At 61.8% G+C, this 23,267-nt stretch carries 26 protein-coding genes and 1 tRNA gene; 15 read left to right on the forward strand and 12 right to left on the reverse strand.

The genetic code is table 11. The features are described 5' to 3' along the window. Window positions 1-26: 26 nt before the first annotated feature. From JET14_RS03325 to JET14_RS03345, 5 genes are all read left to right on the forward strand, one after another. Window positions 27-779 carry a F0F1 ATP synthase subunit A gene (locus tag JET14_RS03325; RefSeq protein ID WP_024706027.1) on the forward strand — a complete coding sequence of 251 codons (753 nt, stop codon included), beginning with the start codon at window positions 27-29 and terminating at the stop codon, window positions 777-779. Window positions 780-866: 87 nt separating this feature from the next. Then, window positions 867-1,094 carry a F0F1 ATP synthase subunit C gene (locus JET14_RS03330; protein ID WP_018063478.1) on the forward strand — a complete coding sequence of 76 codons (228 nt, stop codon included), beginning with the start codon at window positions 867-869 and terminating at the stop codon, window positions 1,092-1,094. 80 nt (window positions 1,095-1,174) lie between these two features. Further along, complete coding sequence (locus JET14_RS03335; RefSeq protein ID WP_200336793.1) at window positions 1,175-1,756, forward strand: F0F1 ATP synthase subunit B; 582 nt, start codon at window positions 1,175-1,177, stop codon at window positions 1,754-1,756. A gap of 2 nt (window positions 1,757-1,758) precedes the next feature. Then, a complete protein-coding gene (locus JET14_RS03340) occupies window positions 1,759-2,244 on the forward strand; it encodes a F0F1 ATP synthase subunit B (RefSeq protein ID WP_024706029.1) in 486 nt (161 codons plus the stop codon). Window positions 2,245-2,354: 110 nt separating this feature from the next. Next, window positions 2,355-3,254, forward strand: coding sequence for a bifunctional methylenetetrahydrofolate dehydrogenase/methenyltetrahydrofolate cyclohydrolase (locus JET14_RS03345; RefSeq protein WP_200336794.1), 900 nt, complete (start codon window positions 2,355-2,357; stop codon window positions 3,252-3,254). Window positions 3,255-3,369: 115 nt separating this feature from the next. Here the strand turns inward: JET14_RS03345 and JET14_RS03350 are convergent, their stop codons facing one another. Beyond that, the gene (locus tag JET14_RS03350; protein WP_200336795.1) at window positions 3,370-3,612 is read right to left on the reverse strand and encodes an Lrp/AsnC family transcriptional regulator; all 243 of its coding nucleotides are present in this window, start codon (window positions 3,610-3,612) and stop codon (window positions 3,370-3,372) included. A 393-nt stretch (window positions 3,613-4,005) separates the two neighbouring features. On the opposite strand from JET14_RS03350, the gene JET14_RS03355 reads away from it, so the two are divergent. After that, window positions 4,006-5,490, forward strand: a complete 1,485-nt coding sequence (locus JET14_RS03355; protein ID WP_200336796.1) for an NAD-dependent succinate-semialdehyde dehydrogenase — start codon at window positions 4,006-4,008, stop codon at window positions 5,488-5,490. A gap of 59 nt (window positions 5,491-5,549) precedes the next feature. Here the strand turns inward: JET14_RS03355 and efp are convergent, their stop codons facing one another. After that, window positions 5,550-6,119 carry an elongation factor P gene (gene efp, locus JET14_RS03360; protein WP_024706033.1) on the reverse strand — a complete coding sequence of 190 codons (570 nt, stop codon included), beginning with the start codon at window positions 6,117-6,119 and terminating at the stop codon, window positions 5,550-5,552. A gap of 146 nt (window positions 6,120-6,265) precedes the next feature. On the opposite strand from efp, the gene epmA reads away from it, so the two are divergent. Continuing rightward, on the forward strand, window positions 6,266-7,327 hold the full coding sequence (gene epmA, locus JET14_RS03365) for an EF-P lysine aminoacylase EpmA (protein ID WP_200336797.1): 1,062 nt from the start codon (window positions 6,266-6,268) through the stop codon (window positions 7,325-7,327). Between the two features lie 3 nt (window positions 7,328-7,330). Here epmA and JET14_RS03370 read toward each other — a convergent pair whose 3' ends face one another. Next, window positions 7,331-8,443, reverse strand: coding sequence for a glycoside hydrolase family 5 protein (locus JET14_RS03370; protein ID WP_200336798.1), 1,113 nt, complete (start codon window positions 8,441-8,443; stop codon window positions 7,331-7,333). 325 nt (window positions 8,444-8,768) lie between these two features. Here JET14_RS03370 and purU point away from each other — a divergent pair, with 325 nt between their 5' ends. The 7 genes from purU (at window position 8,769) to JET14_RS03405 (ending at window position 13,660) form a co-directional block, all read left to right on the forward strand. Beyond that, entirely contained in the window at window positions 8,769-9,653 is an 885-nt protein-coding gene (gene purU, locus JET14_RS03375; protein ID WP_200336799.1) for a formyltetrahydrofolate deformylase, read from the forward strand. 444 nt (window positions 9,654-10,097) lie between these two features. Further along, on the forward strand, window positions 10,098-10,307 hold the full coding sequence (locus JET14_RS03380) for a hypothetical protein (protein ID WP_200336800.1): 210 nt from the start codon (window positions 10,098-10,100) through the stop codon (window positions 10,305-10,307). A 211-nt stretch (window positions 10,308-10,518) separates the two neighbouring features. After that, on the forward strand, window positions 10,519-10,848 hold the full coding sequence (locus JET14_RS03385) for a DUF883 family protein (RefSeq protein ID WP_024706038.1): 330 nt from the start codon (window positions 10,519-10,521) through the stop codon (window positions 10,846-10,848). Window positions 10,849-10,851: 3 nt separating this feature from the next. Continuing rightward, window positions 10,852-11,268 (forward strand): hypothetical protein, encoded by a 417-nt coding sequence (locus tag JET14_RS03390; RefSeq protein ID WP_200336802.1) that lies wholly within the window; start codon window positions 10,852-10,854, stop codon window positions 11,266-11,268. A gap of 118 nt (window positions 11,269-11,386) precedes the next feature. Then, window positions 11,387-12,403, forward strand: a complete 1,017-nt coding sequence (locus JET14_RS03395) for an aldo/keto reductase (protein ID WP_200336803.1) — start codon at window positions 11,387-11,389, stop codon at window positions 12,401-12,403. Between the two features lie 35 nt (window positions 12,404-12,438). After that, the gene (locus tag JET14_RS03400; protein WP_200336804.1) at window positions 12,439-13,251 is read left to right on the forward strand and encodes an aldo/keto reductase; all 813 of its coding nucleotides are present in this window, start codon (window positions 12,439-12,441) and stop codon (window positions 13,249-13,251) included. Window positions 13,252-13,387: 136 nt separating this feature from the next. Beyond that, the gene (locus JET14_RS03405; protein WP_138747486.1) at window positions 13,388-13,660 is read left to right on the forward strand and encodes an usg protein; all 273 of its coding nucleotides are present in this window, start codon (window positions 13,388-13,390) and stop codon (window positions 13,658-13,660) included. Between the two features lie 6 nt (window positions 13,661-13,666). Here the strand turns inward: JET14_RS03405 and deoA are convergent, their stop codons facing one another. From deoA to msrA, 9 genes are all read right to left on the reverse strand, one after another. Further along, window positions 13,667-14,983, reverse strand: a complete 1,317-nt coding sequence (gene deoA, locus JET14_RS03410; RefSeq protein ID WP_200336805.1) for a thymidine phosphorylase — start codon at window positions 14,981-14,983, stop codon at window positions 13,667-13,669. A gap of 8 nt (window positions 14,984-14,991) precedes the next feature. Further along, the gene (deoC, locus tag JET14_RS03415; RefSeq protein WP_200336806.1) at window positions 14,992-15,765 is read right to left on the reverse strand and encodes a deoxyribose-phosphate aldolase; all 774 of its coding nucleotides are present in this window, start codon (window positions 15,763-15,765) and stop codon (window positions 14,992-14,994) included. Between the two features lie 4 nt (window positions 15,766-15,769). Next, on the reverse strand, window positions 15,770-16,564 hold the full coding sequence (locus JET14_RS03420; protein ID WP_200336807.1) for a purine-nucleoside phosphorylase: 795 nt from the start codon (window positions 16,562-16,564) through the stop codon (window positions 15,770-15,772). After that, on the reverse strand, window positions 16,561-16,959 hold the full coding sequence (gene cdd / locus JET14_RS03425) for a cytidine deaminase (RefSeq protein ID WP_138747482.1): 399 nt from the start codon (window positions 16,957-16,959) through the stop codon (window positions 16,561-16,563). The genes JET14_RS03420 and cdd overlap by 4 nt, the downstream gene beginning before the upstream one ends. 4 nt (window positions 16,960-16,963) lie before the next feature. Then, window positions 16,964-17,935, reverse strand: a complete 972-nt coding sequence (locus tag JET14_RS03430) for an ABC transporter permease (protein WP_200336808.1) — start codon at window positions 17,933-17,935, stop codon at window positions 16,964-16,966. A gap of 3 nt (window positions 17,936-17,938) precedes the next feature. Continuing rightward, window positions 17,939-19,051 carry an ABC transporter permease gene (locus tag JET14_RS03435; protein WP_200336809.1) on the reverse strand — a complete coding sequence of 371 codons (1,113 nt, stop codon included), beginning with the start codon at window positions 19,049-19,051 and terminating at the stop codon, window positions 17,939-17,941. 7 nt (window positions 19,052-19,058) lie between these two features. Further along, entirely contained in the window at window positions 19,059-20,570 is a 1,512-nt protein-coding gene (locus tag JET14_RS03440; RefSeq protein WP_200336810.1) for an ABC transporter ATP-binding protein, read from the reverse strand. A 132-nt stretch (window positions 20,571-20,702) separates the two neighbouring features. Then, complete coding sequence (locus JET14_RS03445; protein WP_200336811.1) at window positions 20,703-21,692, reverse strand: BMP family lipoprotein; 990 nt, start codon at window positions 21,690-21,692, stop codon at window positions 20,703-20,705. Between the two features lie 371 nt (window positions 21,693-22,063). Beyond that, the gene (gene msrA / locus JET14_RS03450) at window positions 22,064-22,714 is read right to left on the reverse strand and encodes a peptide-methionine (S)-S-oxide reductase MsrA (RefSeq protein ID WP_200336812.1); all 651 of its coding nucleotides are present in this window, start codon (window positions 22,712-22,714) and stop codon (window positions 22,064-22,066) included. Between the two features lie 445 nt (window positions 22,715-23,159). On the opposite strand from msrA, the gene JET14_RS03455 reads away from it, so the two are divergent. Continuing rightward, window positions 23,160-23,249, forward strand: a tRNA-Ser gene (locus JET14_RS03455). Window positions 23,250-23,267 lie beyond the last annotated feature (18 nt).

Raw genomic sequence — 23,267 nt, forward strand, 5'->3', positions numbered from 1 at the left:
GCGCAAGGTGAGAAGAGAGAGCACAGGTGGCAAACGATCCGACCCATCAGTTTCAGATCCACAATATCGTTCCGATCAATGTCGGCGGACTGGACTTTTCCTTCACCAATGCATCGCTGTTCATGGCGATCACGGTGGGCGCTGCGGCTGGCTTCATGTATCTGGCGACCTCCAAGCGCGGCCTTATTCCTTCGCGCACCCAGTCGATCGCCGAACTGCTTTACGAGTTCGTGGCCTCGATGCTGAGGGAAGGCGCGGGGACAAAGGGGATGGTGTTCTTCCCCTTCGTGTTGACGCTCTTCCTGTTCCTGCTGACAGCCAATCTGATCGGCATGTTCCCCTATTTCTTCTCCGTGACCAGCCAGATCGTCGTGACCTTCGCGCTCGCCATTTTGGTGATGAGCGTGGTTGTGGGCTACGGCGTCTACAAGCACGGCTTCGGCTTCTTCAAGGTCTTCGTGCCGTCCGGCGTGCCGGCCGCCCTGCTGCCGCTGGTGACGCTGATCGAGATCGTTTCGTTTCTCTCGCGTCCCATCAGCCTGTCGGTTCGTCTTTTCGCCAATATGCTGGCCGGTCACATCACGCTCAAGGTTTTTGCCGGCTTCGTCGTCTCGTTGAGCGCGATCGGCACGATCGGAACCGGGGGCGCGATCCTGCCCCTGGCCATGACCGTCGCTCTGACGGCGCTGGAATTCCTGGTGGCCTTCCTGCAGGCCTATGTGTTTGCAGTCCTTACCTGCATGTATCTCAACGATGCCGTCAACGCAGGCGAACACTAGGGAATAAACACTGTCGGTTCGGCTGGACAGCGCGGACCGGCATCGCTATTAAGCCGCAATAACCCATTCTTTCGAAGGAGTTCTTTTATGGAAGCGGAAGCAGCAAAGTTCATTGGTGCCGGTATTGCATGCCTCGGCATGGGTGCAACCTCCATGGGCCTGGGCCGTATCTTCGGTGACTACCTCACCGGCGCCCTGCGTAACCCCTCTGCAGCCGACAGCCAGTTCGGTCGCCTGGTCTTCGGCTTTGCCGTGACCGAAGCGCTCGGCATCTTCTCGCTGCTCGTCGCTCTTCTCCTGCTCTTCGCCGTTTAAGTTTAAACGGTCTGACGTTTTGGTCACGGCGTTTGCTTATAACGCCGTGACATCGTTATCGAAGACCTCTGGAGGCGAGCATGATTGTGACACCGGCTCTGGCGCAGACATCGGAAGGCGCTGACGCGCATACCGAGACGACGCTGGCCGAAATCGAGCATCACGAGGAACAGGTGTTCCCGCCATTCGATTTTGTGACCTTTCCGTCGCAGATCCTGTGGCTGGCCATCACGTTCGGCATTTTCTATCTGGTGATGAAGAGGGTGATCGTTCCGCGCGTCGGCTCCATCCTGGAAGACCGGCATGACCGGATCGCCCAGGACCTCGATGAAGCCGAAAGGCTGCGCAACGAGGCCGATGCCGCGATTGCCGCTTATGAGAAGGAACTTGCCCGGGCGCGCGACGAAGCGCGTGCGATTTCGGCGGCCGCCGCCGAAAAGGCCCGTGCCGAGGCCGAAGCCGAGCGGGCCGAGCTCGAGAGCCAGCTTGGCAAGAAGCTTTCCGAAGCCAATGCCAGGATCGAAAAGGTGCGTTCCGAGGCGCTGGCCGAAGTCGGCACCATTGCCGAAGACACTGCCGCCCAGATCGTGACCCACCTTATCGGCGGGCGCGTTGCCAAGGGCGACGTAGAGGCGGCCGTTTCATCGGCCAAGGAGGGCTGATCATGGCACTTGACGCGACATTCTATGCCTTTGTCGGCCTGATCCTGTTTTTCATCGTCGTGGCCTACTTCAAGGTCCCCGGCATCATGCTTCGCTCGCTTGATTCGCGCGCGGACGAGATTCGCGACGAACTGGCGGAAGCCAAGCGCCTGCGCGAGGAGGCTCAGCACGTGCTGGCCGATTATCAGCGCAAGCGCCGCGAGGCCGAGGAAGAAGCCAAGGATATCGTCGCCGCGGCCGAACGCGAGGCCCAGGCGATCAAGGAAGAGGCCCGCCGCAAGACTGAAGAATATGTCGAGCGCCGCACCGCCTTTTCCGAGCAGAAGATCCGGCAGGCCGAGCACGATGCCATCGAAGCCGTGCGTGGCGCTGCCGTCGATGTTGCCGTGGAAGCGGCGCGCATCGTTCTGGAAAAGAAGGCAACGCCTGCCGTTCAGTCGAAGCTGTTTTCGAAGTCCGTCGACTCGGTCAAGACGCGGCTCAACTGAGGGCGCATATGCCTTTTTGAAGAAGAATATCGGCAAGCGCTTCGGCGCTTGCCGTTTTTGTTTGCGGCAAGCTGACAGGGCCGCAGCATCCTCAATCCAGGAGTGACCAGATGGCAGAACGCATTGACGGCAAGGCGATTGCCGCAGGGGTGATCGAGAAGATCAAGGCGGCGACGGCTGAGCTTCACAGCGCCAAGGGCGTTGTGCCGGGGCTTGCTGTCGTTATCGTCGGCGATGATGCGGCGAGCCATACCTATGTGGCGGCCAAGGGCAAGCGCGCCAAGGAATGCGGTTTTCATTCGGTGCAGGTGACGCTCGATGCGGATACCAGCCAGGAAGAGCTTGAAAGGGTCGTGGGCGAACTCAATGCCGATCCGTCAATTCACGGCATCCTCGTGCAGCTTCCGCTCCCCGGCCATCTCGAGGAGTTTCCGGTGATTCAGATGATTCGCCCGGAAAAGGACGTCGACGGGCTTTCGATCGTCAATGCCGGCAAGCTTGCCGTGGGCGACCTGAAAACCGGCCTGATTTCCTGCACGCCGGCCGGCGCGATGATCCTTGTTCGTTCGATCCACGGCGATGACCTCTCAGGCCTCAGCGCCGTCGTCATCGGGCGTTCGAACCTGTTCGGCAAACCCATGGGCCGGCTGCTGCTGCAGGCCAATGCCACGGTCACCATGGCGCATTCGCGCACCGCCGATCTGGCGGCCGTCTGCCGAAACGCCGATATCCTGGTGGCGGCCACGGGCAGGGCGGAAATGGTCAAGGCCGATTGGGTCAAGCCCGGGGCAACAGTCATCGATGTCGGCATCACCCGCGTTCCTGCGCCGGAGCGCGGCGAGGGCAAGACCCGACTTCTGGGCGACGTCGATTTCGCGGCCTGCGAGAAGATTGCAGGCGCGATCACGCCGGTTCCCGGCGGCGTCGGGCCGATGACGATCACCATGCTCATGGCCAATACGGTGATTGCCGCTTATCGCGCGGCAGGGCTTGAGGCACCGCGTTTCTAATGCACTCTCGCCTTTCCGAGGCTCGCGGAAGTGCTCTATCTCTTTGTTTTTGCGCGTTTCCGGACGAAGAACCTTTATCCACTTTTCCTGGTAAGCCGCTGGACGGCGGCGGCCGTCAGCCGAAAGCCTTGAAGGTGACGAGGGTGAAGGTGTCCTTCACACCCTCGATCGTCTGCAATTGGCTGGTGACGAAGTGGCCGATGTCGGCCTCGGCCGGCAGGTAGAATTTCGCCAGGAGGTCGTAGTGGCCGGAGGTCGAATAGATTTCCGAGGTTTCCTCAAGGGTGCGCACGACAACGTCCGCTACATCATAGGCCTGGCCGGGGTGGCATTTGAACTGCACGAATATGGTCTGCATGGTTTGTCCTGACGGGTGTCGCCGGCGCGGGCGGCAAGGGGCCGAGACCGCGGCTGTTGAAACAGGAGTCATCTAGCGGAGAATCGCCCGCATCGCAAATCGGTCGATCTCACGAGTTTATTATATTGATACAATATTCCATTATATATAATTATATGAAGATCGTCTTGCGTATAGCGGGAAGGCGCGTAGCCGCTTGGCGGGCGAGGCGCAAGCCTCCTGTTTCGCCAAAAACCGGGCCGGTTGCCCTGGGACAAAGAAATGTCCGGTGACGTGCGCTTCCGAAGGCCTTTTGGCGAGGCCTTTGATCGGCGAGTTGCGTGGCTGCGAACGGGAACGGAACAATAACCGCCGGTTTCGGCGTTGTGGAAAGAGAAAACAGGGAGACCATTCATGCCCATATCGGAACTACTCACAAACCGCCTCAAGGACAAGACGCTGGCGCGTTCCGGCGCTTTCATCGCCGGCGAATGGGCGGAGGCCGCCACCGGCGGCAAGACGTTCGACGTTACCAATCCGGCAACCGGGGAGGTGATCGCGACCCTTCCGGATTGCGGCAGGGAGGATGTCGACAGGGCAATCACAGCCGCGCACGAGGCGCAGAAGAGCTGGGCGAAAAAGACCGGCAAGGAGCGCGCTGCGGTTCTTCGCAAGCTCTATGACCTGATGGTCGGCAATGCCGATGATCTGGCAACGATCCTCACCATCGAGATGGGCAAGCCCTTCGCCGAGGCGCGCGGCGAGATCCTTTACGGCGCGGCCTATGTCGAATGGTTCGGCGAGGAGGCCAAGCGCGCCTATGGCGATATCATTCCGGGCCATCAGGCCGACAAGCGCATCATGGTCATCCGCCAACCGGTCGGCGTCGTGGGAGCGATCACCCCCTGGAATTTCCCCAATGCCATGCTCGCGCGCAAGATGGCCCCGGCGCTCGCCGCCGGCTGCTCGATCATCTCCAAGCCGGCGCAGCTGACGCCGCTCTCCGCACTTGCCATGGCTTATCTGGCAGAACAGGCCGGGCTGCCGGCGGGATTGTTTTCGGTGGTCACGGCGACCAGTTCCTCCATGGTCGGCAAGGCCTTCAGCGAGGATGACCGCGTGCGCAAGGTCACCTTCACCGGATCGACCGAGGTTGGCCGCATCCTCATGCGCCAGGGCGCCGACCAGATCAAGAAGCTCGGGCTGGAACTTGGCGGCAATGCCCCCTTTATGGTCTTCGACGACGCCGATCTCGATGCCGCCGTCGAAGGCGCGATCGCCTCCAAATACCGCAATGCCGGACAGACCTGCGTGTGCGCCAATCGCCTTTACGTGCAGTCCGGCGTTTATGACGCCTTCGCCGAAAAGCTGGCCAAACGGGTGGCAGGCCTGAAGGTTGGCGACGGCATGGCCGAAGGCATGGATATCGGCCCGATGATCGACGAGAACGCCGTCAAGAAGGTGCAGGATCACATTCAGGATGCCGTCACCAAGGGGGCCGAAATCACGCTCGGTGGCGCGCGTCACGAAAAGGGCGGCCTGTTCTTCCAGCCGACGGTTCTGACCGGCGTCACGCCGGAGATGAAATGCGCGCGCGAGGAAACCTTCGGACCGGTCGCGCCGCTGTTCCGGTTCGAGACCGAGGAAGATGTGATCCGCATGGCGAATGACACCGAATTCGGCCTCGCCTCGTATTTCTTCTCCTCGGATGTGGCGAAAATCTTCCGGGTCGCCGAAGCGCTGGAATACGGCATAGTCGGCGTCAATACCGGTCTCATTTCCACCGAGGTCGCTCCCTTCGGCGGCGTCAAACAGTCCGGCCTCGGCCGGGAAGGCTCCAAATATGGCCTCGATGACTATACCGAGCTGAAATATATCTGCCTCGGCGGCATCGCGTAGCAAACACAAAAAAGGCGGGCTCAGCGGCCCGCCTTTCTCATATCGGCAACAAGGGGACATCAGTCCTTGGCGCGCTCCACATAGGAGCCGTCCTCGGTGAGGATCACCACGCGGGTGCCGGCATCGATATGCGGCGGCACCATGGTGCGCACGCCGTTTGACAGCATGGCAGGCTTGTAGGAGGAAGACGCCGTCTGGCCCTTGACCACCGGTTCGGTCTCGGTGATTTCCAGCGTGACATGGCGCGGCAGTTCCAGCGCAATGGCAACGCCCTCATGGATCGACAGGATCACCGTCATGCCTTCCGACAGGTAGTTGGCGGCATCGCCGACATCGTCCGGGCTCATGGTGAGCTGGTCGTAAGTTTCAGGGTTCATGAAATGGAACCCTTCGGCGTCGTTGTAGAGGAAGGTGTGGTCGGTGTCTTCGACGAAGGCCCTCTCCACCTGCTCGGTCGTCTTCCAGCGTTCCGAAACCTTTGTGCCGTCGGCGATGCGGCGCATGTCCACCTGGGTCACGGGCGTGCCCTTGCCGGGGTGAAAATTCTGGGCGGTAAGAACGACATAGAGCTTGCCGTCGACATCGACGACATTGCCCTTGCGCAGCGATGAGGCAATGACCTTGACCATGAGACTTCCTTGCTTTGGCGGTCGGGACTATCTATAGACCGCGCATTCCCATTCAATTCGTGAGAGCGGGACTAACGCAAATCCGCTTTGAATTCCAGTGCCAAACGCCGGATTGCAACGAACGGGAAGGAAAGGCTTCAGGAAAAATGCCGGACGAAAACGCCGCTGCCCCGTCATCGCCCTGGTGGCTGTCCGACAGGCACCGTGACCGGCGGCCGGCGCTTCTGGCCCGCAACCGGATCATGGCGGCGATGCGCGCCTGGTTTGCGGATGAGGCGTTCATCGAGGCCGATCTTCCGGCGCTGCAGGTCTCGCCCGGAAACGAGACCCATCTTCATGGGTTTTCAACGGACATGATCGGCAATGACGGCGCGGCGAAGGCGATGTACCTGCACACCTCGCCGGAATTTACCGCCAAGAAACTGCTGGCGGCCGGCGAGGAACGGCTGGTCGCCTTTTCCCGTGTCTATCGCAACCGCGAGCGAGGGCCGCTGCACCATCCGGAATTCACCATGGTGGAATGGTATCGCGCGCGCGAACCCTATGAGAAGCTGTTTGCCGATTGCTCCGCCCTGCTGGCGCTTGCGGCGCGGGCCGCCGGAACCGGGCGTTTTGCCTGGCGGGACGGGAATTGCGATCCCTTTGCCGCCATCGAGCGGTTGAGCGTGGCCGAGGCCTTCGCGCGTTTTGCCGGGATCGATCTGCTCGCCACGATCGCGGCTGACGGCTCGACCGACCGCGACGGCCTTTCCGGGCAGATGAGAGAGAAAGGGTTTCGATACGGCAACGATGACAGCTGGTCGGACCTTTTTTCGCGCGTGCTTGTCGAAAAGATCGAACCAAGGCTCGGCCATGGCCGCGCCACGCTGCTCGATGCCTATCCCGCGCCCGAGGCCGCTCTTGCGCGAAAGAGCGAAGACGATCCGCGCGTCAGCGAACGCTTTGAGCTCTATGTCTGCGGCGTCGAGCTTGCCAACGGTTTCGGCGAGCTGACGGATGCCGGTGAACAGCGTCGCCGGTTCGAAGCCGATATGGCGGAAAAAGAGCGCATCTACGGCGAGACCTATCCGATCGACGAGGATTTTCTGGCAGCCCTTGGGCATATGCCGGCGGCAAGCGGCATCGCGCTCGGCTTCGACCGGCTTGTCATGCTTGCAACCGGCGCGCGCCGGATCGAGGACGTGCTCTGGGCGCCCGTTGCCGGGTGACGCTCAGTTGCCGTCGCCGTTGCAGGCGTGGCGGGTCATGTCATTGCCGGCGAGCATCGGCTGCAGCGTGCGCAGTTGCGCGCTGCCGCCGTTTCTCAGGTCCGGCTGGATGATCATCGGAGCGTTTTTCGGCCACCAGTCGCCGCTCGCCCAATAAGCCCAGCCGATCCAGGCCTTCTGATCGTTCTGGATGATGTCCACGATCTGCTTGAGGCCGCGCAGGCAATCGATCTGGTCGGTCGTGCCGAATTCGCCGAGGAAACCCTGATAATTGTTGGTGTTCAGCCAGTCGGTGAAGCTCCGGACGGCATCGACGGCGCCGTCGATATGGCTGCAGTCATCGGCCTTGCCCGAATAATCGGCATCGGCATACTGATGCACTTCGAAGGCGAAATTGTCCTGGGGGTCGACAACGCCGGTCATCACCGAGGCGTTCGACGGACCGTAGAAGGTCTGTTCCCAGCTGTGGGCGCCGGTCCATGCGGTGCCCGGGACGAAAATCAGGTTGCCGGCGCCGATATTGCGGATCGCCGCGATCGCCGCGTTGGCGGCGGTCAGCCATTCCGGCGCTTCGATGTCGTGCGGCTCGTTCATCAGGCCGAAGATGATGTCATCGTCATTGGCGAAGACGGCCGAGAGACGCTTCCAGAAATCGGCAAAGGCTTCGACCGGCACATCCGGGCTGCCGATCACCTGGCCGCGATAGCGCGCGTAATTGTGCGGGTCGAGGATGACGACCATGTTGTTGTCGCGCGCGGCTGAGATCGTCGCCTGCATGCGCGACAATTCCGTGGCGTCGAACACGCCGTTCAGCGAAGGCTGGAGCCGTTCCCAGAGGAAGGGAAGCCGGATGGCGTTGAACTTGTCCTTGGCAAGCGAGTCGATCGTGTCCTTCGACGGGTAGATATAGCCCTGGCCGTAAGGATCGCCGGGCTGGCCGAACTCGGCGCCGGCCACATTGATGCCGTGCAACGTCATTTCACAGTTCTGAGCGGCAAGCGCCGTCGATGACAGCGCGAGGGACAGCGTCGTGGCCGCGACGGCGACGGTTGAAAGCCGCCTCTTCAGGTTAGCGGCAGAAGACCGGCATGGCGCGGATTCCCTCAAGCGACGCATATACTGATACTCCAATCATCCCTTCCGCCTTCGGGCGGGTCGGCCCCGTCATGACAGCTGTCGCCGAACTATAGCGCGTCTGGGGTCGCTGAAGTCAAGCCGCCCCTTTTTTGCCACAACAATAGTCTGCGGACGGGCGGACGAAAACAAACGGAGAGGCGCGATTGGCGGCAATCCGCATCTTTGAGTCGTGGATGCTACAGCAGCGGGCCTTTCGACGTAGTCTGATGATCCATCGGGCGGTTGAAAGCGCACCCGCCAACCTTTATGACCGGTCGGCTGTCCGGACAAGCGACGGCCTGCGCTCAGTAAACGGGAAATCACAATGAAAGACTTCGTGCTCACGGTAACATGCCCTTCAACGCGCGGCATTGTCGCGGCGATTTCCGGTTATCTGGCGGCGGAGGGCTGCAATATCATCGACAGCTCCCAGTTCGATGATCTGGAGACGGGGCGCTTCTTCATCAGAATCAGCTTCATTTCCGAAACCGGAACCGGGCTCGATGCATTGAGGGAAGGGTTTGCCGGGATCGCCGCCCCCTTTGACATGGATTATAGTTTTCATGACGGCGAATACCGGCTGAAGACGCTGATCATGGTCTCGCGCTTCGGTCATTGCCTCAACGACCTTCTCTATCGCTGGCGCATCGGCGCACTTCCCATCGACATTGTCGGCGTGGTGTCGAACCACCTCGATTATCAGAAGCTCGTCGTCAATCACGATATCCCCTTCTACCACATTCCGGTGACGAAGGAGACGAAGCCCGCCGCCGAGGCGCGACTGTTCGAGCTCATCGACCAGACGGAGGCTGAGTTGGTGGTGCTCGCGCGTTACATGCAGGTCCTCTCGGATGATCTGTGCCGCAAGATGGTGGGGCAGGTGATCAACATCCATCACTCTTTCCTGCCGAGTTTCAAGGGCGCGAACCCTTACAAACAGGCCTATCAGCGCGGCGTGAAGCTGATCGGGGCGACGGCACATTATGTTACGCCGGAGCTCGACGAAGGGCCGATCATCGAGCAGGAGACGGTGCGCATCACCCATGCGCAAAGCCCGCAGGACTATGTCGCCCTTGGCCGCGATGTCGAGGCGCTGGTGCTGGCGCGCGCCATCCACGCCCATATTCACCACCGTGTTTTCGTCAACGGCAACCGTACGGTTGTCTTCCCGCCATCGGCCGGTTCCTACGCCTCCGAGCGTATGGGGTGATCGGAGTCCTTTCCTCCGGATTGCGCATTCACAGGTTGTATTTTGTGGGGCGGCTGAATTTGTCGGCCGGCCCCTCTTGTCTGCCGCCGGCAGCTCTCTATCTAGGAGGAAGCCGCTGGGCGGAAGCCGGCGAGACGGGAACTTCGTTTCCAACATTCTCGGCTCTTTGACATGTTTTTGAAGAATTTCGGCGATATGAATAAAATATAAGCTTGGTTTTGATTCGAGTTTCCGGGTAAAACCCACGCAGTCGCAAACTTGTCCAACCCTTCGTAGTGCGGGAGCGTTCAATGTCTTTCGAGGCGCTGAAAACAATGAACATGAACGAAGCCGGATGCGTGCCGGGTGTGCTCCGATGCTGTCGCGCGAGCGACAGGGCCGTTAAGGCCGCACACAAGGGTTGAAACAGATTGGCCGGTCATCTTCGGGCCGGAGTTGGTAGTCATGAAAAAGCAGATGGTTGAATTCGGCGGCCAGCCGGTCGGGATTGTCGTTCCCGAAAACGGGCGGCTCAGATTTGTCGCCGTCAAGTTTCACGTCCATGCCTTGGACGGCGGCCTTTACGCCACGATGGATGAGTTGCGCGCTGCTATCCGGGATCACCTCTCGCGCTGGTCGGGTGACGATCAGGCCCGGGTGGCCGCTGCGGGCTAGTGCGCTGCGGAGACTCTTTGGGCGACCGGGCGGGCTCGGACCCGCGCCTTGATGCCTATTGTGCCGACCGCATGCCGGGCGTAAGCTTGTGCCGTCGGCCCTCAGATTTTCTCCGATGCGGGTTCGCCGACAGGGGACGGTCGACCGGAACAAAAACGACGCTGTCGCGTTGGAGCGTTCAGTGTCCGAACTCAAATTTGGGAGATCAACTATGGCAGAAAGCAAAAGCACCGGCGGCCAGGCTGGCAAGACAACCGAGGCCGACATCCAGGCTCAGATCGACCAATTGCGTGACGACATCGCAGGCCTGACGAAGCTGATCGGCACGCTTGGCAATGAAAAGGCATCCGACGCGCGGGCCCGTGCCGAGAAGTTCCGCGACGACGCGACCAGGAAGGGGCACGAGGCCTATGACCGGGCGCGCGAGGAAGCGATGTCCATCGAGGAGGATATCGAGGATCATATTCGCAGCCGTCCGCTGCAATCCATACTGATGGCCGCCGGTTTCGGCTTTCTGGCCGCGCTGCTGACGCGGCGTTAAGGCATGGACCGGTTCATCTCCCTGACAGCTGCCATCATGGCGCTTGATGGCAGCGCGGTCGCGCGTTCGGCACGGCGCAACGCCGTGCTGGCTGTCATCCTGATTTTTCTGTTTATGTCCGCCTATGTGAGCGGCGTCGTTGCGATTGCGATCTATCTGGCCGAAGTCTTCGGTCCGCTCGGCGCGGCGCTGACCGTGGCCATTGCCTCGCTCACGCTTGCGATCTTTGTGCTTGTCTATGCGATGCTGATGAACCGCGCGGAGCGGCGGCGCTACCGGGCCGCCAAATACGCGACCGAGGAAATGCTCGAAGGCGTTCTTGGCGTCGTTCCTGTGATGATGCGGCAAAAGCCGATCTCGGGGCTTACGGCGGTTGCGGGCCTTGCCTTCGTTCTGGCGCGGGCGTTCCAGAAAAAATAGTGCCGGCTTCCTGCCGGACCGGCGACGCAAGGTCGCCTATCTGATGCTCCCGGCAGTCCCGTCGGGAGGACGCGAGGGCGCCTGTTGCACGGGCGCGTTTTCCTTGGGGGCGTTTTTCATGACGCATGCATCATACGATCTGCCAAAACGGCAACTCGGCACCACCGATATGGCGATTACCCGCACAGGCTTCGGCGCCTGGGCGATCGGCGGCGGGGGCTGGGCGGCAGGCTGGGGCGCGCAGGACGACAGCGATTCCGTTGCCGCCATTCGCAGGGCGGTCGATGCCGGGATCAACTGGATCGACACGGCCTCCGTTTACGGCCTCGGCCATTCGGAAGAAGTCGTCGGCAGGGCGATTGCCGGCATGTCGTCCTCCGAGCGACCCTTCATCTTCACAAAATGCGGTATGGTCTGGAACGATGACGATCCGATGGAAACGCCGAAGCGGGTCGGCGATCCGGACAGCCTGAAGGCGCAGACGGAAGCTTCTCTGAGACGGCTCGGCGTCGAGGTCATCGACCTGATGCAGATCCACTGGCCGTCGAACGACGTGCCGCTTGCGGAATACTGGGGTGCGATGTGTGCTCTGAAAGCGGCCGGCAAGGTGCGGGCGATCGGCCTTTCCAACCACGACATCGGCCAGCTCGAAGAGGCCGAGTCGATCGGCCACGTGGACACGCTGCAGCCGCCCTTTTCCGCCATTCGCCGCGATACGGCGGCCGACCTCCTGCCCTGGGCCCGCGCCAACGAAACCGGCGTCATCTGCTACAGTCCGATGCAGGCCGGCCTTCTGACGGGACGTTTCACGGAAGAACGCGCCGCATCCTTGCCTGATGATGACTGGCGGCGCGGCAGTTCCAATTTCAACGGTTCGGCGCTGACGGCCAATCTGGCGCTGGCCGAAGCGCTGAAGCCGGTGGCCGAGCGCCATGGTGTCAGCCAGGCAGCGGTTGCCGTTGCATGGGTTCTGGCCTGGCCGGGCCTGACGGGCGCGATTGTCGGCGCGCGCAAGCCCGAACAGATCGACGGCTGGATTGCCGCCGCCAGCCTGGAACTTGATGATGACGACCTCGACGCGATTGCCGCTGCGATCGAGAAGACCGGTGCCGGAAGCGGGCCCGCCCGCCCCTGAGACGCAGTGACGAAAAGCAGTCTGGAGACGAAAGCATGAGAACCATCAACGGTATCCCCCAGATCGGTTTCGGGACCTGGAAAAGGCGTGGCGACGAGGCCTACCGGACGGTGCTCGCGGCCCTTGAGGCCGGCTATCGCCATATCGATACGGCGCAGGCCTATGGCAACGAGGCGGAGGTTGGCCGCGCGCTCGCGGATTCCGGCGTGGGTCGGGACGAGATTTTCGTGACGACCAAGGTGTGGATCGACAATTACGGCGAGGATGCTTTCCGAAAGAGCGTCGAGGAGAGTTTCGAAAAGCTCGGCGGCGCGGAAATTGATCTCCTTCTGTTGCACTGGCCGGGTCGCGCCGACGGGCCGGCATTCGAGGACTATATCGGCCGACTGGCCGACGTGCATGATGCCGGCCTTGCCAAACGGATCGGTGTTTCCAATTTCACCCGCGGGCTGATGGACAAGGCTGCCGGTTTGCTCGGCGATCGCAAGATCGCTGCCAATCAGGTGGAATGCCATGTTTTCCACCAGAACCGGCTGGTTGCCGATTATTGCGACAGCCATGGCATCGCCTTCACCGCCTACTCGCCGCTGGCGCAGGGCAAGATTGCGGGAGATCCGACACTTAAGGCAATCGGCGCGGCCCACGGCGTGTCCGAGGGCGAGATTGCGCTTGCCTTCCTGATGGCGGAAGCCCATGTGGTGATCCCGACCTCGAGCAAGCCGGAACGGGTGAAGTCGAACCTTGCGGCCGCCGACATCGAACTCTCGCAGGACGAGATCAGACGTTTGAGAGCCCTCGACAAGGGCGAACGGCTGATCGACCCGGAATGGGCGCCGGACTGGGACTGAGCGACAGCAGGCTTGGCAGCACTTGCAGAGGAGTGCTGCCAAGTCTTTGAAAAATATCGCAAAAATCAAATTTCGGATTGAAGCCGTCGCGAAAATACGTCAGCCTTTGGAATTGTCAACGACAATGAGGTGGAACATGCGATTTGCTTCGGAACTTGAAATGCAGCTTGCCGGCTACGGGCTGACCACGGCCCATATTTTCTATCGTCTCCCCGATTTCGACAGCCTCCTGCAGACCTATCTCTGGCAGGATTACGATCTGGCGCCCGATTTTCCGCAAATGCACAAATTTCTCGATTTCTGGAAGCAGAACCTCGACGGCCCGCTGCACTCGGTTCGCTATGCCCACAAGCGGCTGATCGGTCCCAATGAATGGCGTCAGGTTTCGGGCGAGATCACGCTGCACTGATCGCGCTCAGGCTTCGCCGATCCGCTCGATTACCAGCGGTCTGTCGGCAGGCGCTTCATCCGCGATCGCATAGGCGTCACGCAATGCCAGCATTGCGGCCTCGCAATCGCCTTCAGTTGCCGCGTGGACGAGGCCGAGCGGCGCGCCTGCCTCGACAAACGTGCCGAGCGGCAGGAGCCCGGAGAACCCGACGCGATGGTCTATGCGCGCGTCGGACCTGATGCGTCCGCCGCCAAGCGTGACCACGCCGATGCCCAGCGCCTTTGCGTCCGCCGCTGCCAGGTAGCCGGACCGCGCCGCCGCGACGGGGCGGATGACGGGAGCCCTCGGCAGATAGTCCGCGGATTTCTCGACGAAATCAGCCGGTCCGCCCAATGCCGCGACCATGCGCCCGAAGCATTCCACCGCCTCGCCGCTTGCCAATGTCGCGTCCGCAAAGGCCTTGGCCTCCGCGTGCGTTTCGGCAAGGCCCGCGCCGCATATCATCTCGGCGGCAAGTTCCAGGACGACTCTCTCAAGCCTTGTGCCCGCCTTTTCACCCTTCAGGAAGGCAAGCGCGTTTTCGATTTCGACCGCATTGCCGACGGCGTCAGCCAGAGGCTCGTTCATGTCGGTGACCAGCGCCGTCGTGGCAAGGCCAGCGCCGTTTGCAACCTTGACCAGCAGTTGCGCGAGAGCGGCGGCATCGTCGGTATTCCGCATGAATGCGCCATTGCCGGCCTTGACGTCGAGTACCAGCGACTGAAGCCCGGCGGCAAGCTTCTTCGACAGGATCGAGGAGACGATCAGCGGCATGGACTCCACCGTCGCAGTTACGTCGCGGATGGCGTAAAGCCGTTTGTCGGCTGGCGCCAGCGCGCCGGTCTGGCCGACAATTGCGCAGCCGGCCTCGGCAATCGCGCGGCGCAGGCTTCCCTCGTCGGGGCTGACATCATAGCCGGGAATGGATTCCAGCTTGTCGAGCGTGCCGCCTGTGGGCCCGAGCCCACGGCCGGAAATCATCGGCACGGCAAGGCCGGCTGCCGCCGCGATCGGCGCCAGCATCAGCGAGACATTGTCGCCGATCCCGCCGGTCGAATGCTTATCGGCCACCGGACGATCGATGCCCGGCCAGGCGAGAACCGCTCCGCTGTCGCGCATGGCAAGGGTCAGCGCCACGGTCTCCGTTTCGTCCATGCCCTGGAAATAGACGGCCATGGCGAAGGCGGCAGCCTGCGCTTCGGAAAGCGTCTCGTCTGACAGCGCGCGGACGAATTCCGTAATTTCTGCGGCCGAAAGCGCGAAGCCGTCGCGTTTCCTGCGGATCGTCTCCGGCGCCAGCATCGGCTGCCCTAATAACCGCTGCCGGTGACGGTCGACTGCTTGCCCGCGAGCACGCCCTGGATGTCGTCCAGAAGTCCGGACGCGCCGAAGCGGAAAGTCGTCGGCATCACCCAGCCTTCGCCCATCACCGTTTCGGCAAGGCTCAGGTAAAGCTGCGCATCGCGCACCGAGGAGATGCCGCCCGCCGGCTTGAAGCCAACCTTGCGACCGGCCTCGCGGATGACGCCGAGCATGATGTCGGCGGCTTCCAGCGTGGCATTGACCTTGACCTTGCCGGTCGACGTCTTGATGAAGTCTGCGCCCTCGGCAATGGCGATCGTGGCCGCCTTGCGGATGAGGGCCGCATCGGCCAGTTCGCCCGTTTCGAGGATCACCTTGAGCAGGACGGGTTCGCGGCAGAGGAAGCGGATCGCGCGGACCATTTCGCTCGCCGCCCATTCATTGCCGGCCTTCAGCTTGTTGTAGGGAATGACGAGGTCGATCTCGTCCGCGCCGTCGCGGATTGCCTGTTCGGTCTCTTCCTCCACGGCGCTGATCGACATGTCGCCCGAGGGGAAATTGACCACGGTGGCGATCTTGATCATGTGGTCGGTCCCGAGCATCTGTCGGGCGAGGCTCACGAAGCGCGGCCAGATGCAGATCGCCGCCGGCGTGCCGTAGGGCGTGTAGGCGCGCGCGATCAGCGCCTCGATATCCTTCTCGGTGCAATCGTCGGAAAGGTTCGTCAGGTCCAGGAGCGAAAGCGAAACCGAAGCGGCTTCCTGCTCTGTATGGTGTTTCATGGCCTTACCCCTCGCCAATCAGGCGTTTGACAATGGCGGCCAGCTTGCGGCCGCCGATCGGCGCCATTTCCTTGGTTTCCTCATGGCCGAGTTCCCCCTGGCTCATGCCGGCGCCGAAATTCGTGATGACGGAAGCCGCAGCGACCCTCAGACCCAGAAAGCGCGCCAGAATGACCTCGGGCACAGTGGACATGCCGACAGCGTCGGCGCCCAGCGTCCGGGCCATGCGGATTTCCGCCGGTGTTTCGAAACTCGGACCTGAAAACCACATATAGACGCCTTCGGCAAGCTCAATATCCAAATCGCGGGACGCCTGCCGCATCGCTTCCGCCAAGCCGAGGTCATATGCCTGGCTCATGCCGGTGAAGCGGCGGTCGGACTTCTCGCCGACCAGCGGGTTCATGCCGGAATAGTTGATATGGTCGGTAATCAGCATCACCGAGCCCGGCGGCATGTCCTGTTTCAGCGATCCGGCGGCGTTGGTCAACAGGAGTTCCTCGATGCCGAGAGCAGCGAGCGTCTCGAGCGGAACGCGCATCGCCGCCGCGTCGCCCTGTTCATAATAGTGCACCCGGCCCGACAGCATGATCACCGGCGTGCCGGCAAGCCCGCCGATCACGACCGAGCCTTCATGGCCGCTGACGGCGCTTATGGGAAAGCCGGGCAGTTCGGAGAAGGCGAAATACTGTTTGTCGGAAAGCGCATCCGTCAGCCCGCCGAGGCCGGAGCCGAGAACCATGGCGGTGCGGGGTTTCAGGTCGCCAAGCGCCTCGCGCAGCAGAAGGGCAGCGTCGCTCATCCGATCTCACCGGTGGCAAAGGCGTGCGGCAGCAGTTCGGCCACGGTCACCGTTTCGCGAACGCCGCCATCGTCACAAAGGTAGACCTTGGTGTCGGGGTCGGAAAACTCGGCAAGCTTCTGCCGGCAGCCGCCGCAGGGCGGGCAGAGCGCAAGGCGCGGCGCATAGACGGCAGCTGCCTTTATCTTCAGCGCGCCGCCCATCACCATGTGGCCGATGGCCACGCCTTCGGCGCAGATGCCTTCCGGAAAGGCGAGATTTTCGACATTGGCGCCGGCGAAGACCTGCCCGTCATCCGTCAGCAGGGCAGCGCCCACCGGAAACTTCGAATAGGGCGCATAGGCCCTGGCGCTGGCCGCCCGGGCCGTCTCGAAAAGTTCTTCAGCCGTTGCCATCGTCTCACCGCTCCTTGGTGTAGGGAATGCCGCCGGCCTTCGGCGGACGCGCCGTGCCGATGAAGCCGGCCAGAAGCACGCAGGTGAGGATATAGGGCAGGGCCTGGTAGAACTGGACCGGAACCTCGCCGATCAGCGGCATGGACTTGCCCTGCATGAAGTTCGAAAACGCGCCGAGGAAACCGAACAGCAGGCAGGCGAACATGACGGGGACCGGCTTCCACTTGGCAAAGATCAGCGCCGCCAGCGCAATATAACCCTTGCCGGCCGACATGTTGTTGATGAAGGAGGCCGACTGGGCGATCGCGAGATATGTGCCGGAAAAGCCGCAGAGGAAGCCGGCGATGATGACGGCGCGGTAGCGCAGCCAGACTACCGATATGCCGGCGGTGTCGACCGCGCCCGGATTTTCGCCGACGGCGCGCAATCTCAGGCCGAAGCGGGTCTTGTAGACCACCCACCAGACGATCGGCACGGTGATGAAGGCGAGATAGACGAGGATGTTCTGGCCCGAGATCACATCGGCATAGAATTTGCCGAGAAAGCCCATCTCTCTTGCCGCCTCCGCGCCTGGAAACTCGATCTCGGTAAACCGCGCGGTGTTTGCGAGTTGCGGGGTGCGCCCGCCCTGTCGGAACCAGGCATTGCCGAGCACGACGGTCAGCCCGGCGGCGACGAAGTTGAGCGCCACGCCGGAGACGATCTGGTTGCCGCGCGCGGTAATCGAGGCATAGCCGTGAACGAGGCTGAAGAGGATGGAGACGAGGATGCCGCCCGTAAGCCCGAGCCAGGGCGAGCCGGTATAATAGGCCACCACGGCGGAGGCGAAGGCGGATGCCAGCATCTTGCCCTCAAGGCCGATGTCGAAAATCCCCGAGCGTTCCGAGAACAGGCCGGCAAGGGCTGTGAAGATCAGCGGAATGGAAAGCCTGATGGTGGAGCCGAGCATGCCGACAATGATATCAACCGTATGCATGGATCAGGCCTCCGCCAACATCTGTCGTCTTGAAAACACCCTGACAAGGGCCGGCCGGTAGAGAAACTCAAGCGCGCCGGCAAACAGGATGACGAGACCCTGGATCATCACGATCATGTCGCGGGTGATTTGCGGCATCATGAAGGAAAGCTGCGCGCCGCCCTGATAGAGAATACCGAACAGGATCGCCGCCAGAAGGATGCCGAGGGGATGGTTGCGGCCCATCAGCGACACGGCGATGCCGACGAACCCGGCGCCGCCGACGAATTCCACCTGAAGCCGGTCGGCGGACCCCATCACCACATTGAGCGCCATCATGCCCGCAAGGCCTCCCGAAAGGAGCATGGTGACGATCACCGTGCGGGCATAGGGAATGCCGGCATAGGTGGCGGCCGACTTGCTCATGCCGAGCGCACGCACGGAATAGCCGAACTTGGTGCGCCAGATCAGGAACCAGACGGCAACGCACATGACGAGGCTGATGATGAAGGAAACGTTGAGCGGTGCGGGGCCGAGCCTGGAACCGAACATCGCCATCAGCCAGTCAAGGTTGGGCAGCTGGCCGCCGGGGCCAAAGCCGCGTGTTTCCGGCGACATGGCGCCCGCGGGCTTCAGCACATGCACCAGAAGATAGACCATCAGCGCTGCGCCGATGAAATTGAACATGATCGTTGTGATGACGATATGGCTGCCGCGCCTGGCCTGCAGCCATGCGGGGATGAAGGCCCATGCGGCGCCGAATATGCCGGCGCCCAGAATGGCGAACGGCATCGTTACATACCACGGCACATACTGGTCGAGCGCCAGCGCAACCAGCGCGCAGCCGAGCCCGCCGACATAGGCCTGGCCTTCCGAGCCGATATTGAAGAGACCGGCATGATAGGCCATCGCCACGGAGAGTCCGGTGAAGATGAAGTTGGTCGCATAATAGAGCGTGAAGCCGACGCCCATGCCGTTGCCGAGCGCGCCGTTGAGGAGGTAACCCAGTGCCTCGAAGGGGTTCTGGCCGATCAACCAGATCACCAGTCCGGAAATGACGAGGGCGGTGACGAGGTTCAGGAGCGGCATCAGGAAGAAAGTGACCCAGCCGGGCAGGGGCGTGTTGGCAGCGCTCATTTCGACCTCAAGACGCTATGCCGGCCATCATCAGGCCGAGTTGCTGTTCGCCTGCATCCGGCTTTGCCTCGCCGACATTTTCGCCCGCGAACATTACCAGGATGCGGTCGGCAAGGGCGCGGATCTCGTCGAGTTCGACGGAGACCAGAAGCACGGCCTTGCCGCTGTCGCGCATGTCGATGATGCGCCGGTGAATGAATTCGATCGCGCCGATATCCACGCCGCGCGTCGGCTGGCCGACAAGCAGGATGTCGGGATCACGCTCGATCTCGCGGGCGACCACGATCTTCTGCTGGTTGCCGCCGGAGAAATTGGCGGTTTTCAGAAGCGGATTCGGCGGGCGGATATCGTATTTCTCGATCTTTTCGCGCGCGTCATCGAGGATCGCCTGGCGGTTCAGCACGCCGCCGCGACCGTATTTCTCAAGCTGGTGATAGCCGAGAATGCTGTTTTCGCGTTCCTCGAACGGCAGGATCAGGCCCATATGGTGCCGGTCTTCGGGGATATGGGCGACGCCGATCCTCCGGTATGTGGCGGGATTGGCGTTGACGATCTTCTTGCCGTGCACGTAGATCTCGCCGGAATGCGGCTTGCGGATGCCGGAAAGCGCCTCCAGAAGCTCCGATTGGCCGTTGCCGGCAACGCCGGCAATACCGACGATCTCGCCGGCGCGCACATCGAAGGAGACGTTCTTGACCATCGGCACGCCGCGATTGTCGTGAACCGTCAGATTGCGCACCGAAAGGGCAACATCGCCGGGCCTGGCCTCGCCCTTTTCCACGCGCAGCAGCACGCGGCGGCCGACCATCAGTTCGGCCAGTTCCTCCACCGTCGTCTCGGCGGTCTTGCGGGTGGCGACCATCTCGCCGCGGCGCATGACGGAAACCTCGTCGGTGATCGCCATGATCTCGCGCAGCTTGTGGGTGATGAGAATGACGGTATGGCCCTGGTCGCGGAGCATGCCGAGAATGCGGAACAGATGGTCGGCTTCCGCCGGCGTCAGCACGCCGGTCGGTTCGTCGAGGATCAGGATCTCCGCCCCGCGGAACATGGCCTTGAGGATTTCGACGCGCTGCTGCAGGCCCACGGGAAGCTGTTCGATGATCGCGTCGGGATCGACCTCGAGGCCGTACTCGCTTTCCAGCCGCTTCAGTTCCTTGCGGGCCTTGCTTTCGCCTTGGTTGAGGAGCGAGCCGCCCTCGGCGCCGAGCATGACATTCTCCAGCACTGTAAAGTCCTCCACCAGCATGAAATGCTGATGGACCATGCCGATGCCGGCGGCAATGGCGTCGTCGCTGTCGGCGATTTCAAGCGGCTTGCCGTTAACGCGGATCTCGCCGCGATCGGCCTGGTAGAAGCCGTAGAGGATCGACATCAGGGTCGATTTCCCGGCCCCGTTTTCACCGATAATGCCGTGGATGGAGCCCTTTTCGACCTTCAGATTGATATTCTTGTTGGCGTGAACGGGCCCGAAGCTCTTGTCTATACCGATAAGTTCGATTGCGGGCGGTGTGCTCAAAAACTTTTCAACTCCCAAACGAGGATCGCGCGCCATTCATGGCGCCGGAAGAGGCTCTGCGCGGGGCAGGCAACAAAGGACCTTCATCCGCACGGACGCAAACGCGTTGCGCCCGTGCGACGCTGAAAGGGATCAGTAGGGGCAGGTGTTGTCGACCGAGTAGTCATGCACCTCGATCTCGCCCGAAACGATGCCTTCCTTCGCCTTTTCGACGGCGGCGAGCATCTCTTCGGTGATCAGCGGCTTGTTGTACTCGTCATAGGCCCAGCCGACGCCGTTGTCGGCAACGCCGAGCGAATTGATGCCGGCCTCGAACTTGCCGTCCTGGCTGGCCTTGAAGGCGTCATAGACGGCGTTGTCGACGCGCTTGACCATCGAAGTCAGGACGGAGCCCGGATGGACGTAATTCTGGTTGCTGTCGACGCCGATCGAATATTCCTCGGCATCGGCCGCAGCCTGCAGCACGCCGAGGCCGGAGGCGCCGGCCGCCGCATAGATCACGTCGGCGCCCTGGTCCATCTGGTTCTTGGTCAGTTCGCCGGCCGTGACCGGGTCGTTCCAGGCGGCACCGGTGGTGCCGACGAAATTGCGCAGGATGGTGACGTCGCCGTTTGCGGCCTTGGCGCCCTGGGCGTAGCCGCAGCCGAATTTGTGGATCAGCGGAATATCCATGCCGCCGACGAAGCCGACCGCGCCGGTTTCCGATTTCATCGCCGCCAGAAGGCCGACGAGATAGGACCCCTGTTCTTCCTTGAAGACCACGGACTGGACATTCGGCGCATCGATCACGTCATCCACGATGTAGAACTCGGTGTCGGGGAATTGCGGGGCGATCTTCTCGACGGCGGATTTCCAGGCAAAGGAAAGGGCGACGACGGGGTTGAAGCCCATGGAGGCGAAGTTGAGGATCGCCTGCTCGCCCTGGGCGTCGCCGGTCGGCTCGAAGTCGCGATATTCGACGCCGGTATCGGCCTTGAACTTTTCGGCGCCGTTATAGGCCGACTCGTTGAAGGATTTGTCGAACTTGCCGCCGGTTCCGTAGACAAGCGCCGGCTTGAAATCGGCCAGTGCGGTCGTCGACATCGCGGCAAGGGCGATAAGGCTCAGGATAGTTTTCTTCATAACGCTGCTCTGTTCCCTTTGAGTGTGCTCATGGACCCTGTTCGGCGGCAGGCGCGATGCCCCCTCCTGAACACGACCGGCCGCGACCGGCCGGATTGGAGGTCATCGTTGCACGGCTTCGACAAAATTTCATCACAAAATTTACCCCTTGGGCAAAAATGGCGTGCACATTCCGCACAGGCAGCATCTGCGTTTCGTAACGTATTGTATTTAAAATATTCTACGTCCGGTGCGTTCGTCGCGTTGAAACGTGCCCGGATGGCCTGGACAACCCGAGCATGACGGTGGAGAGCGGGGCAGGGGGGTGTCAAAAAAACGAAAGGGAGCGCGGCGGCGCTCCCTTGGCATGGGCATTCTCTCGCCGGTTCGTCTCAGCCGACCGGGCAGGAGACGCCGGTGCCCTTCAGGCCGCAATAGCCGGCCGGGTTCTTGGCGAGATATTGCTGGTGATAGTCTTCCGCCGGGTAGAAAGCCCCGGCTTCCGCAATTTCGGTGGTGATGCGGTCATTGCGGCCATTCGCTTCAAGTGCCTGCTGGAAGCGGTCGCGCACGGACCTGGCAAGCTCAAGCTCGTCTGCATTTTCAAGATAGATGGCCGAGCGGTAGGTGGTGCCGATATCATTGCCCTGGCGCATGCCCTGTGTCGGGTCATGGGCTTCGAAGAACAGCATGAGAAGATTCTCGAGGCTGACTTCGGCGGGATCATAGATGACGCGCACAACCTCGGCATGGCCGGTCAGGCCGGTGCAGGTCTCCTCATAAGTCGGGTTTGGCGTAAGTCCGCCTGCATAGCCTGCCACGGTGACGTAGACGCCCGGCGTCTGCCACAAGAGGCGCTCGGCCCCCCAGAAGCATCCCATGCCGAACTGCACTTCCTTCAGGCCGGCCGGAAAAGGCGGTGAAAGCGGACGGCCGTTGACGAAATGGCGTTGTGCGGTCGGGATGGGGGCCGGCCGGCCGGCCAGCGCGGTTTCCGGCGTCGGCATGACGGTTTTTTCCCTGTTGAAGGCGGAAAGAAACATGAAGGTCTCCCTGGAACATCTCGCCGACAGGCGGCATTCCCCGGCCCTGGCGAACATGCGTCAAACAACAAAAGGACGGAGCGAAAGGGCATTTCAGCGAAAACGCGCTTTCTGCGCCGATCCGATGGAACGGATAAACCGAACGTCCGGTTCCCCGCCACAAGGGCAACCGAAGCCCGGCAGGCCACGAATCCTGGTCTTCAGATAAGAAACGAAACGCGCCGCAACAAGACGGCCTTTGCGACAGACCGGTCGCAGCCTGCGCTTTCTCGCCGCGCCCGGCGCCATTCAGCCCTGCCGCCATGCCTGCGGCACTTTGCGTCTATGCCTTGCGCCTCTTTGGAAACAATTCAAAAATCTGTCAGAATCGGGTTGATCATCGCCACGGCATCGGTATATATCGCGCCGTTCCCGCCGCTCGGCTTCGCCGAAGCAGGCATTGAACGGACAGGTGGCCGAGTGGTCGAAGGCGCACGCCTGGAACGCGTGTATACGGGCAACCGTATCGAGGGTTCGAATCCCTCTCTGTCCGCCATTACCTCGTCCCAAGATC

The sequence above is a fragment of the Martelella lutilitoris genome (assembly GCF_016598595.1).
Taxonomy (GTDB): domain Bacteria; phylum Pseudomonadota; class Alphaproteobacteria; order Rhizobiales; family Rhizobiaceae; genus Martelella; species Martelella lutilitoris_A.

Coding starts and splice junctions, on each gene's coding strand:
- JET14_RS03355 (WP_200336796.1), top strand. CDS start 4,006: ATGCCCATATCGGAACTACTCACAAACCGCCTCAAGGACAAGACGCTG.
- JET14_RS03435 (WP_200336809.1), bottom strand. CDS start 19,051: ATGAGCGCTGCCAACACGCCCCTGCCCGGCTGGGTCACTTTCTTCCTG.
- JET14_RS03385 (WP_024706038.1), top strand. CDS start 10,519: ATGGCAGAAAGCAAAAGCACCGGCGGCCAGGCTGGCAAGACAACCGAG.
- efp (WP_024706033.1), bottom strand. CDS start 6,119: ATGGTCAAGGTCATTGCCTCATCGCTGCGCAAGGGCAATGTCGTCGAT.
- epmA (WP_200336797.1), top strand. CDS start 6,266: ATGCCGGACGAAAACGCCGCTGCCCCGTCATCGCCCTGGTGGCTGTCC.
- JET14_RS03395 (WP_200336803.1), top strand. CDS start 11,387: ATGACGCATGCATCATACGATCTGCCAAAACGGCAACTCGGCACCACC.
- JET14_RS03400 (WP_200336804.1), top strand. CDS start 12,439: ATGAGAACCATCAACGGTATCCCCCAGATCGGTTTCGGGACCTGGAAA.
- JET14_RS03405 (WP_138747486.1), top strand. CDS start 13,388: ATGCGATTTGCTTCGGAACTTGAAATGCAGCTTGCCGGCTACGGGCTG.
- deoA (WP_200336805.1), bottom strand. CDS start 14,983: ATGCTGGCGCCGGAGACGATCCGCAGGAAACGCGACGGCTTCGCGCTT.
- JET14_RS03370 (WP_200336798.1), bottom strand. CDS start 8,443: ATGCGTCGCTTGAGGGAATCCGCGCCATGCCGGTCTTCTGCCGCTAAC.
- JET14_RS03390 (WP_200336802.1), top strand. CDS start 10,852: ATGGACCGGTTCATCTCCCTGACAGCTGCCATCATGGCGCTTGATGGC.
- JET14_RS03335 (WP_200336793.1), top strand. CDS start 1,175: ATGATTGTGACACCGGCTCTGGCGCAGACATCGGAAGGCGCTGACGCG.
- purU (WP_200336799.1), top strand. CDS start 8,769: ATGAAAGACTTCGTGCTCACGGTAACATGCCCTTCAACGCGCGGCATT.
- deoC (WP_200336806.1), bottom strand. CDS start 15,765: ATGAAACACCATACAGAGCAGGAAGCCGCTTCGGTTTCGCTTTCGCTC.
- cdd (WP_138747482.1), bottom strand. CDS start 16,959: ATGGCAACGGCTGAAGAACTTTTCGAGACGGCCCGGGCGGCCAGCGCC.
- JET14_RS03445 (WP_200336811.1), bottom strand. CDS start 21,692: ATGAAGAAAACTATCCTGAGCCTTATCGCCCTTGCCGCGATGTCGACG.
- JET14_RS03345 (WP_200336794.1), top strand. CDS start 2,355: ATGGCAGAACGCATTGACGGCAAGGCGATTGCCGCAGGGGTGATCGAG.
- msrA (WP_200336812.1), bottom strand. CDS start 22,714: ATGTTTCTTTCCGCCTTCAACAGGGAAAAAACCGTCATGCCGACGCCG.
- JET14_RS03350 (WP_200336795.1), bottom strand. CDS start 3,612: ATGCAGACCATATTCGTGCAGTTCAAATGCCACCCCGGCCAGGCCTAT.
- JET14_RS03340 (WP_024706029.1), top strand. CDS start 1,759: ATGGCACTTGACGCGACATTCTATGCCTTTGTCGGCCTGATCCTGTTT.
- JET14_RS03420 (WP_200336807.1), bottom strand. CDS start 16,564: ATGAGCGACGCTGCCCTTCTGCTGCGCGAGGCGCTTGGCGACCTGAAA.
- JET14_RS03330 (WP_018063478.1), top strand. CDS start 867: ATGGAAGCGGAAGCAGCAAAGTTCATTGGTGCCGGTATTGCATGCCTC.
- JET14_RS03380 (WP_200336800.1), top strand. CDS start 10,098: ATGAAAAAGCAGATGGTTGAATTCGGCGGCCAGCCGGTCGGGATTGTC.
- JET14_RS03430 (WP_200336808.1), bottom strand. CDS start 17,935: ATGCATACGGTTGATATCATTGTCGGCATGCTCGGCTCCACCATCAGG.